The sequence below is a fragment of the Cellulomonas sp. PhB143 genome (genome assembly GCF_003752595.1).
Classification (GTDB): Bacteria; Actinomycetota; Actinomycetes; order Actinomycetales; family Cellulomonadaceae; genus Paraoerskovia.
Genome location: NZ_RKIJ01000010.1, coordinates 143,266 through 158,635, shown reverse-complemented (window position 1 = coordinate 158,635; position 15,370 = coordinate 143,266). Strand labels below are relative to the sequence as shown.

Annotated in this window: 14 protein-coding genes; 13 read left to right on the top strand and 1 reads right to left on the bottom strand. The window is 75.8% G+C overall.

The window, feature by feature from the left end; translation table 11 throughout:
- Positions 1-19 precede the first annotated feature (19 nt).
- The 12 genes from EDF32_RS04790 (at position 20) to efeB (ending at position 12,951) form a co-directional block, all read left to right on the top strand.
- Positions 20-1,624, top strand: coding sequence for an acyl-CoA carboxylase subunit beta (locus tag EDF32_RS04790; RefSeq protein ID WP_233565709.1), 1,605 nt, complete (start codon positions 20-22; stop codon positions 1,622-1,624).
- A gap of 64 nt (positions 1,625-1,688) precedes the next feature.
- The gene (locus EDF32_RS04785; protein ID WP_123307387.1) at positions 1,689-2,216 is read left to right on the top strand and encodes a hypothetical protein; all 528 of its coding nucleotides are present in this window, start codon (positions 1,689-1,691) and stop codon (positions 2,214-2,216) included.
- Complete coding sequence (locus EDF32_RS04780) at positions 2,213-2,461, top strand: acyl-CoA carboxylase epsilon subunit (RefSeq protein ID WP_123307386.1); 249 nt, start codon at positions 2,213-2,215, stop codon at positions 2,459-2,461. Before EDF32_RS04785 ends, EDF32_RS04780 begins: the two co-directional genes overlap by 4 nt.
- The gene (locus EDF32_RS04775; protein ID WP_148061566.1) at positions 2,458-3,081 is read left to right on the top strand and encodes a hypothetical protein; all 624 of its coding nucleotides are present in this window, start codon (positions 2,458-2,460) and stop codon (positions 3,079-3,081) included. The genes EDF32_RS04780 and EDF32_RS04775 overlap by 4 nt, the downstream gene beginning before the upstream one ends.
- Positions 3,082-3,182: 101 nt before the next feature.
- Positions 3,183-4,307 (top strand): glycosyltransferase, encoded by a 1,125-nt coding sequence (locus EDF32_RS04770; protein WP_123307384.1) that lies wholly within the window; start codon positions 3,183-3,185, stop codon positions 4,305-4,307.
- Positions 4,308-4,345: 38 nt separating this feature from the next.
- Positions 4,346-6,088 (top strand): DUF885 domain-containing protein, encoded by a 1,743-nt coding sequence (locus EDF32_RS04765; RefSeq protein WP_123307383.1) that lies wholly within the window; start codon positions 4,346-4,348, stop codon positions 6,086-6,088.
- Positions 6,085-6,759: a nucleoside triphosphate pyrophosphatase gene (locus EDF32_RS04760; RefSeq protein WP_123307382.1), complete on the top strand. Its 675-nt coding sequence runs from the start codon at positions 6,085-6,087 to the stop codon at positions 6,757-6,759. The genes EDF32_RS04765 and EDF32_RS04760 overlap by 4 nt, the downstream gene beginning before the upstream one ends.
- Before the next feature lie 197 nt (positions 6,760-6,956).
- A complete protein-coding gene (locus tag EDF32_RS04755) occupies positions 6,957-8,747 on the top strand; it encodes a biotin carboxylase N-terminal domain-containing protein (protein ID WP_233565708.1) in 1,791 nt (596 codons plus the stop codon).
- A gap of 2 nt (positions 8,748-8,749) precedes the next feature.
- Positions 8,750-9,304: an NUDIX hydrolase gene (locus EDF32_RS04750; protein WP_123307381.1), complete on the top strand. Its 555-nt coding sequence runs from the start codon at positions 8,750-8,752 to the stop codon at positions 9,302-9,304.
- A gap of 136 nt (positions 9,305-9,440) precedes the next feature.
- Complete coding sequence (gene efeU / locus EDF32_RS04745) at positions 9,441-10,340, top strand: iron uptake transporter permease EfeU (RefSeq protein WP_123307380.1); 900 nt, start codon at positions 9,441-9,443, stop codon at positions 10,338-10,340.
- On the top strand, positions 10,337-11,602 hold the full coding sequence (gene efeO, locus EDF32_RS04740; RefSeq protein WP_123307379.1) for an iron uptake system protein EfeO: 1,266 nt from the start codon (positions 10,337-10,339) through the stop codon (positions 11,600-11,602). Before efeU ends, efeO begins: the two co-directional genes overlap by 4 nt.
- Entirely contained in the window at positions 11,599-12,951 is a 1,353-nt protein-coding gene (efeB, locus tag EDF32_RS04735; protein ID WP_123307378.1) for an iron uptake transporter deferrochelatase/peroxidase subunit, read from the top strand. Before efeO ends, efeB begins: the two co-directional genes overlap by 4 nt.
- An 18-nt stretch (positions 12,952-12,969) precedes the next feature.
- On the opposite strand, the gene EDF32_RS04730 is transcribed toward efeB, so the two are convergent.
- A complete protein-coding gene (locus EDF32_RS04730; protein ID WP_123307377.1) occupies positions 12,970-14,409 on the bottom strand; it encodes an NAD(P)H-quinone dehydrogenase in 1,440 nt (479 codons plus the stop codon).
- A 111-nt stretch (positions 14,410-14,520) separates the two neighbouring features.
- Here EDF32_RS04730 and EDF32_RS04725 point away from each other — a divergent pair, with 111 nt between their 5' ends.
- Complete coding sequence (locus EDF32_RS04725; protein WP_123307376.1) at positions 14,521-15,369, top strand: purine-nucleoside phosphorylase; 849 nt, start codon at positions 14,521-14,523, stop codon at positions 15,367-15,369.
- The last annotated feature ends 1 nt before the right edge of the window (position 15,370 follow it).

Below are 15,370 nucleotides of genomic sequence, written 5' to 3'. Positions count from 1 at the left end.
ACCAACTAGTGTCGGTCGGGTGAACACCGCCGCCAGCACCACCCGGCCGACCGGGACCGCAGCCAAGCTCGCCGACCTCGACGCCCGCCGCGCCGCGGCCGTCACCGAGCCCGAGCAGACCGCCCGCGACAAGCAGCACGCCCGCGGGAAGAAGACGGCCCGCGAGCGCCTCGACGCGCTGCTCGACGAGGGCAGCTTCGTCGAGCTCGACGCGTTCGCGAAGCACCGCTCGCAGAACTTCGGCCTCGAGAAGCGGCGCATCGCGGGCGACGGCGTCGTCGTCGGGCACGGCACGATCGACGGCCGCCAGGTGTGCGTCTACTCCCAGGACTTCACGGCCTTCGGCGGCAGCCTCGGCGAGGTGCACGGCCAGAAGATCGTCAAGGTCCAGGACCTCGCGCTGCGCACCGGCGTGCCGCTGATCGGCATCTCCGATGGCGGCGGCGCGCGCATCCAGGAGGGCGTCGCGGCCCTGACCCAGTTCGCGGAGATGTTCCGGCGCAACGTCGCCGCCTCGGGCGTCATCCCGCAGATCTCGCTCATCCTCGGTCCGAGCGCCGGCGGCGCCGTGTACTCCCCCGCGCTGACCGACTTCATCGTCATGGCCGACAAGACGTCGAACATGTTCATCACGGGCCCCGACGTCATCCGCTCCGTGACCGGCGAGGACGTCGGCTTCGAGGAGCTCGGCGGCGCCCAGACCCACAACGAGCGCTCCGGCGTCGCGCACTACATGGGTGCCGACGAGGACGACGCCATCGACTACGTGCGCCACCTCATCGGCTACCTGCCGCAGAACAACCTCTCCGACCCGCCCGCCTTCGTGCCGGACGAGGAGACCGAGCTCGACGTCACCGACGCGGACCTGGTGCTCGACACGCTGGTGCCCGACTCCGACAACCAGCCGTACGACATGAAGACGGTGATCGAGACCGTCCTGGACGACGGCACCTTCCTCGAGGTCCAGCCGCTGTTCGCCAGGAACGTCGTCGTGGGGTTCGGGCACGTCGAGGGCCAGGCCGTCGGCGTCGTGGCCAACCAGCCCCTCGCGATGGCGGGGACGCTCGACATCGACGCCTCGGAGAAGGCCGCACGGTTCGTGCGCACCTGCGACGCCTTCAACATCCCCGTGCTCACGCTCGTGGACGTGCCGGGGTTCCTCCCCGGCGTCGGCCAGGAGCACCAGGGGATCATCCGCCGCGGCGCGAAGCTCATCTACGCCTACGCCGAGGCGACCGTCCCGCTCGTGACGGTCATCACCCGCAAGGCCTACGGCGGCGCGTACATCGTCATGGGCTCCAAGCAGCTCGGCGCGGACGTGAACCTCGCCTGGCCGACGGCGCAGGTCGCCGTCATGGGCGCGAGCGGCGCCGTGAACATCCTCCAGCGCGGCGCGCTGAAGCGGGCGGAGGCCGAGGGCCTGGACGTCGACGCCGAGCGCGCCCGACTGGTCGGCGAGTACGAGGACGCGATCGTCAACCCGTGGGACGCCGCCGAGCGGGGCTACGTGGACGCCGTGGTCCGGCCGTCCGAGACCCGCGTGCAGGTGGTCCGGGCGCTGCGCGCGCTGCGCACCAAGCGCGCCAGCCTGCCGCCCAAGAAGCACGGGAACATCCCCCTGTGACGCGGGTGACCCGAGCGACCAGCGAGACCAGCGAGACCAGCGAGACCAGCGAGAGGATGGGGCGATGAACCACGAGGACTCCACCCACGGACCGGCACCCCTCGGCTCGGTGGACGCCGAGCCCCTGCACCGCGCCGTCGACCGCGTCGCCGAGGCCCTGCACGAGTACGTGGAGTCCGCCGTCGGGGTGCGGGCCGAGTTCGGCGCCGCCGAGGCCGACGAGGACCCGCGCATCCTCGCCCTCGAGTCGCGGATCGGCATGCTCAACGGCGCGCTCTACGACACGCTGCACGACGCGCTCGGCACCCACCCGGACGTGACCTCCCAGATCTGGGAGCCCGAGGACGAGGCCGACCCGGACGAGGACCCGGAGGCCGCGGGGACCGACGCCGACGTGTTCTACCTCGGGTACGTCGTCGGCACCCCCGTCGCGACGACCGACGCCACGCTCGACGGCGTCATGGAGATCATCGACTCGGCGGGCGCCCGCATCGCCCAGCAGCTGCTGGACACCGGCTACCACGTGGGCGAGTGGGGGGTCTCGCGCGGCGACGCCCCGGACTTCTTCGACGACGAGGACGACGACGCATGAGCGAGCCCGCCCACCTGCGCATCGTGCGCGGGAGCCCCGACGAGATCGAGGTCGCCGCGCTAGTCGCGGGCCTGAGCGCCGCGCTGGCGGCAGGCGACGCCCCCGCCGACGCCGCGCCCGTCGAGGAGTGGACCAACCGCGCCCGCGGGCTGCGCGGGACCGGTGGAGGTGCCACCGCCCGCTCGTTCGGCGGCCGCGCGGGACGCCACAACGCCGACGCGTGGCGGTGGAGCCTGCGGTCGTGAGCGACCGCGGCGCCCCCGCGGCCCGGCCGCCGGCCGCGCGCGTCGTCCTCGAGGTGGTCGCCGCGGCGCCGGAGGTCGAGGCCGTGCCTCACCGGCTGCGCGAGCAGCCCGGACGCCCCCGGTGGCAGCGCTCCGCGTGGGTGGTCCCGCTGGTCGCCGCGGTCGCGCTCCTCGCCTGGCGCGCGAGCCTCGACAGCCCGGGCGCCGAGCCCGGCTGGCTCGGGCCGGCGATCACCCTCGCCGTCGCGCTGACGGCGGCGCTCACCCTCGCCGAGCACGTCGCCCAGCGCCGCGCGGCCGGGGTGCGGCGCGGGCGCGCAGCCCTGCTGGCCGAGCCGGTGCGCACCACGGGCACCGTCACCGCGGGCGCGACGCCCGGCCGCGGCACGGTGACGTTCACGCGCCCCGGGTCCGACGGCGCCGCCTCGACCCGCACGCTGGCCTGGCGCCTGCCCGGGGGCGCGGCCGCCGAGCACGGGCCCCGCCCCGGCCGGCGCGAGCCCGTCACGGTCTGGTACCCGGCCCGTCCCGACGGCCTCGAGGTCGTCCTCGTCCGGTACGGGCGCACCTGGGCCGACGACCTGCTGCGGTCCGTGGACGACGACGCCGGCCCGGCCTGAGCGCCGGCGTTCACCGAGCGTTCACAGCGGTCACGACGAGGTTCGTGCCGCGGGCACGGCCCGTTCACCGTGCGGCCGGACGGGCGCCCTAGCGTGAAGGCATGCGCCCGGACCGACCGCTCGTCACCGCCGTCGTCACCGTCGCCCGCCCCGACGCCCGGCTCGGCGAGACCCTCGAGAGCCTGACCCGCCAGCTGCCCGACCCCGGGCTCCTCGAGGTCCTCCTCGTCGACCGCACCGCCCCCGGGACCGGCCCGGCGGCGCACGGCGCGCTGGGTGCGCCCGGGCAGGCGGGGCTGCCCCTGCTGCGCCGGCTCGACGCCCACGGGCTCGGCCCGAGCGCCGCGCACAACCTCGCGACCGCGATCGCGACCGGTCGCCACCTGACCTACCTCGGCGGCGACGACGTCCTGGCGCCCGGCCGCCTCGAGGTGCTCGCCGGCGTGCTCACGCGGCTGGGCTGCGACTTCGTCCGTACCGACCACGCCCGCGGGGACGACGCCGGCGTCGTCCACCTCCGCGCACCGGAGTCGCGGCGCGGCACCGCGCTCGACCCGCGCGGGCCGCTGCGCGCCTTCCCGACCCGCTCGACCGCCGACCTGCGCAGCGTCGAGGTCGGGATGTTCGACGCGCGTCTCGCGGACGCCGGCCTGCTCGACCTCCCCGACGACCTGTACTGGTCGGCGGAGCGGCCCTGGACCTGGCGCCTGCACCTGCGCGCCCGCGCCTACGCCGTCGTCGACGCGCCGGAGATCCTCCTGCGCCGGGCGCAGCGACCCCGGTCCGGGGACGGGGCGCCCGAGGAGGGGACCGACGCCGCGGCAGGCGCACCGGGCCGGCGGCCGGACCTCGTCGCCGGCCTGCGCCGCACGCTCGACGTCGTGCTCGCCGACCCGCAGGCGGAGCGCTTCCTGCCGCGCCTGGCCCGCGAGCTCGTCGACGCCGTCGGGCAGGTCCTCGAGCCTGCCCACGCCGCACCGCGGGGCGCCCGCGGCGCGCGGGCGGGCCGGGACTCCGCCGCGCTCGAGCGCGAGACCCGCACCCTGCTCGAGTCCCTCCCGCCCGCGATCGTGCGCGACGCCGTCGGCGGCTCGAGCCCGGCCTGCCGCAGCGCGCTGCACGCGGTGCTGCCCCGGCGCGGGGCCACCGCACGCCACCCCCGCGCCGCGGGCCCGCGCCTGGAGACGCACGGCACCCTCGACGCCGCGCTGCGCGCCGCACGCTGACCGCGGTCCGGGACCGCGCGCCCGGTAGCCTCGGGCGCGTGAGCACCGAAGCCGCCCCCCGGACACCGAGCCCCCGGACGCCCAGCGCCGTCGACGCGATCGCCGAGGCGTACGTCGCCCGGCTCGCCGAGCTCGACCCCGTCTCGGCGACGTTCATGGGCCTGTCCGGGCACGACCACCGCATGACGGACCTGTCCCCCGCCGGGCACGCCGCGCGCGCCGACCTCGACCGCAGCACCCTGGACGCGCTGGACGCGCTCGAGGCCGCGGGCGGGGCCGACGAGCTCGACGCCGTCGACCGGGTCACCGTCGCCGCGATGCGCGAGCGCCTCGGACTCCAGCTCGAGACGTACGCCGACGACGAGCCGCTGGCGAGCCTGAACGTCATCGAGTCCCCGCTGCAGGCGCTGCGCGACGTCTTCGACCTCGTGCCCACCGGGACCGTCGAGGCGTGGGAGGACGTCGCCGCGCGGCTCGAGGCGCTGCCCGCCGCCCTGGCCGGGTACCGGGAGTCGCTGCGCGCCGCCGCCGGGCGCGGGCACGTCGCGGCGGTGCGCCAGGTGCGCGCCTGCGCGGCGCAGGCCCGCGGGCTGGCGGGCGAGGAGTCCTTCTTCACCGCGTTCGTGCGGGGCGGGGCCGCCGCGGCCGTCCTCGACGGGTCCGGCGCCTGCCAGCTCCTCCAGGGGCGCCTCGAGACCGGCGCCGCCGGGGCACGGGCCGCCTACGGCGAGCTCGCCGACTTCCTCGCCGACGAGCTCGCGCCGCTCGCGCCGGCCGGCGACGGGGTCGGGCGGCGACGCTACGCGCTCGCCTCCCGGTACTTCCTGGGCGCGCAGGTCGACCTCGACGAGACCTACGCCTGGGGCCTGGCCGAGCTCGCCCGCATCGTCGCCGAGCAGGAGGCCGTGGCGCGCGAGGTCGCCGGCCCGGACGCGACGCTCGCGGACGCCGTCGCCGTGCTCGACGCCGACCCCGCGCGGCGGCTGGAGGGCACCGACGCGCTGCGCGCCTGGATGCAGAAGACCTCCGACGCCGCGATCGAGGCCCTGGACGGCGTGCACTTCGACGTCCCCGGGCCCGTGCGCACGCTCGAGTGCCGGATCGCCCCCACGCAGACCGGCGGGATCTACTACACGCCGCCGAGCGACGACTTCTCGCGGCCCGGGCGCATGTGGTGGTCCGTCCCGGCGGGGGTGGAGAGCTTCACGACGTGGATGGAACGCACCACCGTCTACCACGAGGGCGTGCCGGGCCACCACCTGCAGTGCGGCCAGGCCGTCTTCGCCCGCGACACCCTCAACTCCTGGCGCCGGCTCGCCTGCTGGGTCTCGGGTCACGGCGAGGGGTGGGCGCTGTACGCGGAGCGCCTGATGGCGGACCTCGGCTTCCTCGACGACCCGGGCGACCGCCTCGGCATGCTCGACGCGCAGCGCCTGCGCGCGGCGCGCGTCGTCGTCGACCTCGGCGTGCACCTCGGCCTCGACGCACCGCCGGAGTGGGGCGGCGGGACCTGGGACGCGGACAAGGCCTGGGACTTCCTGCGCGCCAACGTCACGCTCGACGACGCGACCCTGCGCTTCGAGCTCGACCGGTACCTCGGCTGGCCGGGCCAGGCGCCGTCGTACAAGGTCGGCCAGCGCCTGTGGGAGCAGGTCCGGGACGCGGCGCGCGACGCCGCGCGCGCCCGGGGCGAGGAGCTCGACCTGCGCGCCTTCCACGCCCGGGCGCTGGGGCTCGGGTCGGTCGGTCTCGACGTGCTGCGCGAGGAGCTGGCCCGATGACGCTCGTCCTCGGCTCGCGCTCGCCCGCGCGCCTGGCGACGCTGCGCGCCGCCGGTGTGCGGCCCGCCGTGCGGGTCTCGCACGTCGACGAGGACGCCGTGCTCGCGGCCGGGCGCGCGGCCGCGGGCGAGGCGGGGCTCGCGCCGGTCGACGCCGTCCTGCTCCTGGCCCGTGCCAAGGCCGAGCGGGTGCTCGAGCTGCTGCGCCCGGACCCGCTGGCCCCGGACGAGCGCTCCGGCGCCGGGGACGACGTCGTCGTCGGCTGCGACTCGATGCTCGAGCTCGACGGCGAGGTGCTCGGCAAGCCGGCCGACGCCGCCGACGCGCGGCGGCGCTGGCGGGCGATGCGCGGGCGCACCGCCGTCCTGCACACCGGGCACTGGGTCGTCCGCACGGGCGGGCGCGGGCCGGGCGGGGGCACGGGAACCGGTGCGACCAGCTCGACGGTCGTCCACTTCGCCGACGTCAGCGACGCGGAGATCGACGCGTACGTCGCGACCGGGGAACCGCTGCAGGTCGCCGGGGCCTTCACGATCGACGGCCTCGGCGGGGCGTTCGTCCGCGGGATCGAGGGCGACCACCACGGCGTCGTCGGGATCAGCCTGCCCCTGCTGCGCGATCTGCTCGCGGGCGCGGGCGTCGCCTGGACCGGCCTCTGGCACACCGCCTGACGGGCGACTCCGCAGACGGTCGCCCGAGCCGCCGTTGTCGGGAGCGCACAAGCCCGGCGGCCCCAGAGTGCCCGTCCGCGCCCTGCCATGTCGGTTCCCTACAACAGCACCGGCGCACGCTTGGCCGCATCCCCAATCTTGGCGCCGGCACCCCGCTCGTGCGTGTGAGCACGGACCCGCGCGCGTTACGGTGAGCCGTGCCCGCCAACTCCGTCATCTCCAAGGTGCTCGTCGCCAACCGCGGCGAGATCGCCGTCCGGATCGTCCGTGCCTGCGCCGACGCGGGCATCGCGTCGGTCGCCGTGTACGCCGACCCGGACCGCACCGCGCTCCACGTCTCGCTGGCCGACGACGCCTACGCGCTCGGCGGGGTCCGCGCCGCGGACACCTACCTCGACATCGCGAAGCTCGTCGACGTCGCGCGCCGCTCCGGGGCGGACGCCGTCCACCCGGGCTACGGGTTCCTCTCCGAGCGCGCCGACTTCGCCCAGGCCGTGCTCGACGCCGGGCTCGTGTGGATCGGCCCGCCCCCGTCGGCCATCGAGTCCCTCGGCGACAAGGTCAGCGCCCGGCACATCGCCGAGCGGGCCGGGGCGCCGCTGGTGCCGGGCACCAGGGACCCGGTCGCCGACGCCTCGGAGATCCACGCCTTCGCCGCCGAGCACGGGCTGCCGCTCGCCATCAAGGCGGCGTTCGGCGGCGGCGGCCGCGGCATCAAGGTCGTGCGCGACGCCGCCGAGATCGACGAGCTCTACGAGTCGGCCGTGCGCGAGGCGGTCGCGGCCTTCGGGCGGGGCGAGTGCTTCGTGGAGCGCTATCTCGACGAGCCCCGGCACGTCGAGACGCAGTGCCTCGCCGACGAGCACGGCGGCGTCGTGGTCGTCTCGACCCGCGACTGCTCGCTGCAGCGCCGCCACCAGAAGCTCGTGGAGGAGGCGCCGGCGCCGTTCCTCAGCGCGGAGCAGGAGGCCGAGCTCTACCGCGCCTCGGAGGCGATCCTGCGCGAGGCCGGCTACGTGGGCGCCGGCACCTGCGAGTTCCTCGTCGGCAAGGACGGCACGATCTCCTTCCTCGAGGTCAACACCCGCCTGCAGGTCGAGCACCCGGTCAGCGAAGAGGTCACGGGCATCGACCTCGTGCGCGAGCAGCTGCGCATCGCGACGGGCGAGCCGCTCGGCTACACGAGCACGACCGTGCGCGGGCACTCCTTCGAGTTCCGCATCAACGGCGAGGACCCGGGCGCGGGCTTCATCCCGTCGCCGGGCCGCGTCACCCGCCTGCGCCTGCCCAGCGGTCCCGGCGTGCGGGTCGACTCGGGGGTCGTCGAGGGCGACACGATCTCGGGCGCGTTCGACTCGATGGTCGCCAAGCTGATCGTCACGGGCGCGGACCGCGCCCAGGCGGTCGAGCGGTCCCGGCGCGCGCTGCGCGAGCTGGAGATCGCCGGGATCCCCACCGTGGTGCCGTTCCACCGCGCCGTGCTCGAGTCCGAGGACTTCGTCCCGCGCGACGACGCCCCGTTCCGCGTGCACACCCGCTGGATCGAGACCGCGTTCGTCGACGAGCTCGCCAAGCTCGCCCCCGCGCCGGCCGCGCCCGCCGAGGACGAGCCGGAGCCGGTCCTGACCGAGCGCGTCGTCGTCGAGGTGGGCGGCAAGCGCCTCGAGGTCGTGTTGCCCGCGGGCCTCGGTGGCGCCGCGGGCCGCGCACGCACCGCGAACGCTGCCCGCCGGCCGGCGCGCCGCACGTCGGCCCGCGCCGCCGCGCCGTCGTCCACGACCCTCGCGTCGCCCATGCAGGGGACGATCGTCAAGGTGGCCGTGGCCGAGGGCGCGCAGGTCGCGGAGGGCGACCTCGTCGTCGTGCTCGAGGCGATGAAGATGGAGCAGCCGCTCGTCGCCCACCGGGCCGGCACCGTCACCTCGCTCGGCGCCGCGGTCGGCGAGACCGTGAGCTCCGGCACCGTCATCTGCGACATCGTCGACTGAGCGTGCCGCCGCTGCCCCGGCACCGCCAGCCCGGCGACGGGTGGGTCGAGTGCGCCTGCGGGCAGCGCCACTGGGGACTGTTCGGCGCGGCGGGGCTCCTGCTCGCCGGGCACGACCCCCGCGCGAGCGGCCCGTCGGACGCGCCCGAGGGCGCCCGCGCCACGCACGTCGTCCTGCAGCACCGCGCGACGTGGAGCCACCACGGCGGCACCTGGGGCATCCCCGGGGGCGCCCGCGCACCGCACGAGTCCGCGGTCGACGCGGCCCTGCGCGAGTCCGGGGAGGAGGCCGGCATCGCGCCGGCGAGCGTGCGCGTCCTGGAGACCTCGGTGCTCGACCACGGCACCTGGAGCTACACGACCGTCCTGGCGGAGGTCGCGCCGGGCGCACGCGTGGACCCGCGCCCGACGGACGCCGAGAGCCTCGACGTGCGGTGGGTCGCGCTCGACGACGTCGCCCGCCTGCCCCTGCTGCCCGCCTTCGGCGCGGCCTGGCCCGTGCTGCGCCGCCGCCTCGTCGGCACGCCTCGGCCCGACGGGCACCGCGCCCGGGACTGACGGTCCGCTGCGCAAGACGGCTGTTCCACGAACGCTCCCGCGCGCGCTATCCTCAGCGCATTAAGGCAAGGCGCACCTTAGGAAGCCCAGCCTTACCGATACGAGGCATCGCCACCCCACCCGGCACGGAGGCCCAGTGTTCGCGAACTTCCTCATCGGCCTCCGTGAAGGTCTGGAGGCAGCGCTCGTCGTCGGCATCCTCGTCGCCTACCTCGTCAGGAGCGGACGTCGCGACCTGCTCCCCCAGCTGTGGGCGGGCATCGCGATCGCCGTGCTCGCCTCGCTCGCGTTCGGCGCCGCCCTCACGTTCGGACCCCAGGGCCTGACCTTCGAGGCGCAGGAGGCCATCGGCGGCACCCTCTCCGTCGTCGCCGTCGGGCTGATCACCTGGATGATCTTCTGGATGGGGCGCACCGCGCGCTTCCTCAAGCGCGACCTGCACGAGAAGCTGGACAGCGCCGTGCGGTCCGGGCGGTGGGCGGTGCTCGTCATGGCGATGCTCGCGGTGGGCCGCGAGGGGCTCGAGACCGCGCTGTTCCTGTGGGCCGGCGCCCAGGCGACCGGGCGCTCCACCCAGCCGCTGCTCGGCGCCGTGCTCGGCCTCGCCGTCGCCGTCGCGCTCGGCTGGCTCGTCTACCGCGGGGCCGTGCGGCTCGACCTGAGGGTCTTCTTCTCCTGGACGGGCCTCGCGCTGATCGTCATCGCCGCCGGCGTCCTGTCCTACGGCGTGCACGACCTGCAGGAGGCCGGGATCCTGCCCGGCCTGAACCACCTCGCCTTCGACGTCTCCGCCGCGGTCCCGCCGTCGAGCTGGTACGGCACCGTGCTCAAGGGCGTCCTCAACTTCTCCCCCGCCACCACCTGGCTCGAGCTCGCCGCCTGGGTGCTGTATCTCGTCCCCACCCTGCTCGTCTACGTCCGCACCGTCTGGTTCTCCGGACCGCCCACGAAGGGGTCCGCCGCCCCGGCACCGGTCCCCGCCGCCGGCGCCGGACGCCCGCTCGGCGCCCCCACCACCGGAGGAACCCCCCGATGAGCCCCACGACCACCCGCCGGCGCGTCGCCCGCACGGCCGCCCCGCTCACCGCCCCGCTCACCGTCGTGGCGCTGCTGGCCGCCCTGACCGCCTGCACCCCCAACGACCCGGCCGCCGGCGCGGACGCCGCCGCGGGCACCGACGCCGCGGGGACCGGGGCGCAGGACGCCACCCTCACCGTCAGCTCCACCGACGACGCGTGCGAGCTCTCGGCGACGCAGGCGCCGTCGGGCCCCGTGGTCTTCGAGGTCACGAACGACGGCGACCAGGTCACCGAGTTCTACCTCCTCGCCGAGGACGGACTGCGGATCGTCTCCGAGGTCGAGAACATCGGCCCCGGGATCACCCGCGACCTGGTGGTCACCGCCAAGCCCGGCAGCTACCAGACCGCGTGCAAGCCCGGCATGGTCGGCGACGGGATCCGCGACGCGTTCACCGTGACCGACTCGGGCGCCGACGTCACGCCCACCGGGGCGACGTCCGAGCAGGTCGACGCCGCCGTGACGAACTACGTCGCCTACGTCAAGGACCAGACCGAGCAGCTGCAGACCGGCACCGCCGACTTCGTCGAGGCGTACCAGGCCGGCGACGTCGCGAAGGCCCGCGAGCTCTACGCGCCGGTCCGCGCCCACTGGGAGCGCATCGAGCCCGTCGCCGAGTCCTTCGGCGACCTCGACCCGCGCATGGACCTGCGCGAGGCCGACCTCGAGGAGGGCCAGGAGTGGACGGGCTGGCACCTGCTCGAGAAGGACCTGTGGCAGCCGGAGCCCGACGCGAACGGCGGCAAGGCCTACGCGCCCCTCACCGACGCGCAGCGCACCCGGTACGCGGACACGCTCCTGGAGGACACCCAGGACCTCTACGCCCGAACGCACGACGCGGGGTTCGCCGACCAGATCGACGCCGCGGCGATCGGCAACGGTGCCAAGGGCCTGCTCGACGAGGTCGCCACCGGGAAGGTCACCGGCGAGGAGGAGATCTGGTCGCACACCGACCTGTGGGACTTCCAGGCCAACGTCGACGGCGCGAAGGTCGCCTACGACGGGCTGCGTGACGTGGTCGCCGCCAAGGACCCCGACCTCGCCGCCACCCTCGACGAGCGCTTCGCGTCGCTGCAGACGCTGCTCGACGCCCAGCGCGACGGCGACGGGTTCGTGCTCTACGACGACCTCGACCAGGACCAGGTGCGTGAGCTGTCCTCCGCCGTCGACGCCCTCGGCGAGCCGCTCTCGCAGCTGACGGCCGCCGTCGTCCTGCGATGAGCGACCCGACGCCCGCCGAGGAGCCGCGCCGCGGGGTCTCCCGCCGCGCGCTCCTCGGCGGCGTCGCCGGCGCGCTCGGGGTCGGCGCCGCGGCCGGCTTCGCGGGGGCGAGCGCCGCGCAGGCCGGCGGGTCGTCCGGGACCGGCGGTGCCGGCGGTGCGTCGCCGGGCTCGGCGGGCTCGGCGGGGACCGCCTTCGCCGGCGCGCACCAGGCCGGGATCACCACCCGCGTCCAGGAGCACCTGCACTTCGCCACGTTCGACGTCACGACGGCGTCCCGCGAGGAGCTCGTCGGCCTGCTGCGGGCATGGACCCTCGCGGCCTCCCGGATGACGCGCGGGCTGCCCGCCGGCGAGCTCGGGCCGACGTCGGGCCCGTACGAGGCCCCGCCGGACGACACGGGCGAGGTGCAGGGCCTGGGCGCGGCGGGGCTGACGATCACGTTCGGCCTCGGGCCGAGCCTCTTCCGCGACGCCGGCGGCACGGACCGGTTCGGGCTCGACGCCCGGCGCCCCGCGCTGCTCGAGGACCTGCCGCACTTCCCCGGCGACATGCTGGAGGACCCGCGCTGCGGCGGCGACCTCGCCGTGCAGGCCTGCGCCGACGACCCCCAGGTCGCGGTGCACGCGGTCCGCAACCTGTCCCGCATCGCGTTCGGCACCGCCGCCGTCCGGTGGAGCCAGCTGGGCTACGGCCGCACGTCCACGACGACGACCAGCCAGTCCACGCCGCGCAACCTCTTCGGGTTCAAGGACGGCACCGCGAACATCAAGGCCGAGGAGCCCGAGGCGGCCGCCGAGCACGTCTGGGTGGACCCGGACGACGACGCCGGCGCCGCGTGGTTGGCCGGCGGCTCCTACCTGGTCGCGCGGCGGATCCGCATGATGATCGAGACCTGGGACCGCTCGTCGCTGCGCGAGCAGGAGCAGGTCGTCGGGCGCACCAAGGCCTCGGGCGCCCCGCTCTCCGGGGGCCAGGAGCACACCGAGCCGGACCTCGCCGCGACGGGCGGCGACGGCGCACCGCTGGTCGACACCGCCGCGCACGTGCGCCTCGCGCACCCGAGCAGCAACGGCGGCGCCCGCATGCTGCGCCGCGGGTACAACTACACGGACGGCTCGGACGGCCTCGGCCGCCTCGACGCGGGGCTGTTCTTCCTCGCCTACGTCCGCGACCCCGCGACCCAGTACGTGCCGATGCAGAACCGCCTCGCGCGCGACGACGCGATGTCGGAGTACCTGCGCCACACGGGCTCGGGGCTGTGGGCCGTGCCCCCGGGCGTGCCCGTGGGCGCCGCCCTCGGGGGCACCGACGGCGCCTACGTGGGCCAGGCGCTGTTCGAGGCCTGAGGCCGGCCCCGGCCCGACTCAGGAGATGCGGTGGTGCAGCGTGCGCGCCGCCTCCGCGATCGAGCCGCTCAGCGAGGGGTAGATCGTGAAGGACGCGGCGACGTCGTCCACCGTCATCCGCTGCGAGACCGCGAGGGTGATCGGGAAGATCAGCTCGCTCGCGCGCTGGGCGACGACGACGCCCCCGAGCACCATGCCCGTGTCGGGCCGCGCGAACAGCTTCACGAAACCGTCCTGCATGCCCATCATCTTCGCCCGGGGGTTGCGCCCGAGCGGCAGCGTCGCCGTGAGGTACTTCGCGCCGGACTCGACCAGCGCCGCCTCGGAGTAGCCGACCGTCGCGATCTCGGGCGCGGTGAAGATGTTCGCGGCCACCGAGCGCAGCCGGATCGGGCTGACCGCGTCGCCGAGCGCGTGCGACATCGCCACGCGCCCCTGCATCGCGGCCACGGACGCCAGCGGCAGGACGCCGGTGCAGTCGCCGGCGGCGTACACGCCGCGGGCCGTGGTGCGCGAGACCTTGTCGACCCGCACGTACCCCTGCGCCGTCAGCTCCACGCCCGCCTCCTCCAGGCCGATGCCCCGCGTGGACGGGATCGACCCGACGGCGAGCAGCACGTGGCTGCCCTCGAGCACCCGCCCGTCGGCCAGGGTGACCGCGACGCCGTCGGCCGTGCGGACCGCTGCCTCCGCGCGCGAGCGCGAGCACACGGTCATCCCGCGGGCGCGGAAGACGTTCTCGATGAGCTCCGCCGCGTCGGCGTCCTCCCCCGGCAGCACGCGGTCGCGGCTCGAGACGAGCGTCACCTCGGAGCCCAGCGCGTTGTACGCCCCGGCGAACTCCGCACCGGTGACGCCCGAGCCGACGACGATGAGCCTCTCCGGGAGCTCGGTGAGCCCGTACAGCTGGGTCCAGGTGAGGATCCGCTCGCCGTCCGGCACGGCGGTGGGCAGCACCCGCGGCGTCGCGCCCAGGGCGAGCAGGACGACGTCGGCCTCCAGCCGCTCCTCGTCGCCGTCCGCACCGGAGGCGACGACCGCCGTCGGGCCGTCGAGGCGGCCGTCGCCGATGACGACGCGCACGCCCTCGCGCTCCAGGCGTCCGCGGACGTCGGCCGACTGGGCGGTCGCGAGCGCCCGGACCCGCGTGTTGACGGCGTCGAGGTCGACGGCGTGCGCGCCCGCCTCGCGGGCGACGCCGGCCGCGGCGTGCGGACGCACACCGAGGTCGGAGGCGGCCTCCGCCGTCGTCATCCAGTCCGCGGTGGCGATGAGGGTCTTGGACGGGACGACGTCGGTGAGCACCGCGGCACCACCGAGCCCCTGCCGCTCGACGACGGTGACGTCCGCGCCGAGCCGCCGTGCCACGAGCGCCGCCTCGTACCCGCCGGGGCCGCCCCCGAGGATCACGACGCGGCCGGACATCATGGGAGGGGTCTCGATGCTCACAGGGGCCATTGTGCCTGGCGCGAGGGGGACGCGGCGCCCGGCGCGACGGGCGGTGCGACGGGCGGTGCCCGGCGCCTGCTTCGCAGGTCGGTTCCGCACGGACGTACTAGCCTCGCACCCATGACGACGACGCATGCACCCGACGCCCTGGACGACCCGGCGACGGACCCGTTCCTGGTCGCCCAGGAGGCCGCGGAGCACATCGCCGCGGCGAGCGGCGTGGACCGTCACGACCTCGCCCTGGTGCTCGGCTCGGGCTGGGGCGCGGCGGCCGACCTGCTCGGCGAGACGGTGGCCGAGATCCCCTCCCACGAGATCCCCGGCTTCAGCCGGCCCACCGTGGCGGGCCACGGGTCGACGACGCGCTCGATCCGCATCGAGCGGCCCGACGGGCAGGTCCGGCACGCCCTGGTCCTCGGCTCGCGCACGCACCTGTACGAGGGGCGCGGCGTGCGGCGCGTCGTGCACGGCGTGCGTACCGCGGCCGCGACCGGCGCCGAGGCGGTCGTGCTGACCAACGGCTGCGGCGGCCTGCACCCGTCCTGGAAGGCGGGCACGCCCGTGCTCATCAGGGACCACCTCAACCTCACCGCGACCTCGCCGCTGGAGGGCGCGACCTTCGTGGACCTCAGCGACGTGTACAGCGCCCGACTGCGGGACCTCGCCCGCACCGTCGACGCGACCCTCGCGGACGGCGTCTACGCCCAGTTCCCCGGGCCGCACTACGAGACTCCGGCCGAGGTCCGCATGGCGGGGGTGCTCGGCGCCGACCTGGTGGGGATGTCCACGACGCTCGAGGCGATCGCCGCCCGGCACTGCGGGCTCGACGTCCTCGGCATCTCCCTCGTCACCAACCTCGCGGCGGGGATCAGCGCGACCCCGCTCTCGCACGACGAGGTCATCGAGGCCGGCCGCGCGGCCGGTCCTCGGATCAGCGCGCTGCTCGCCTCGATCGCCCGGCTGGTGTGAG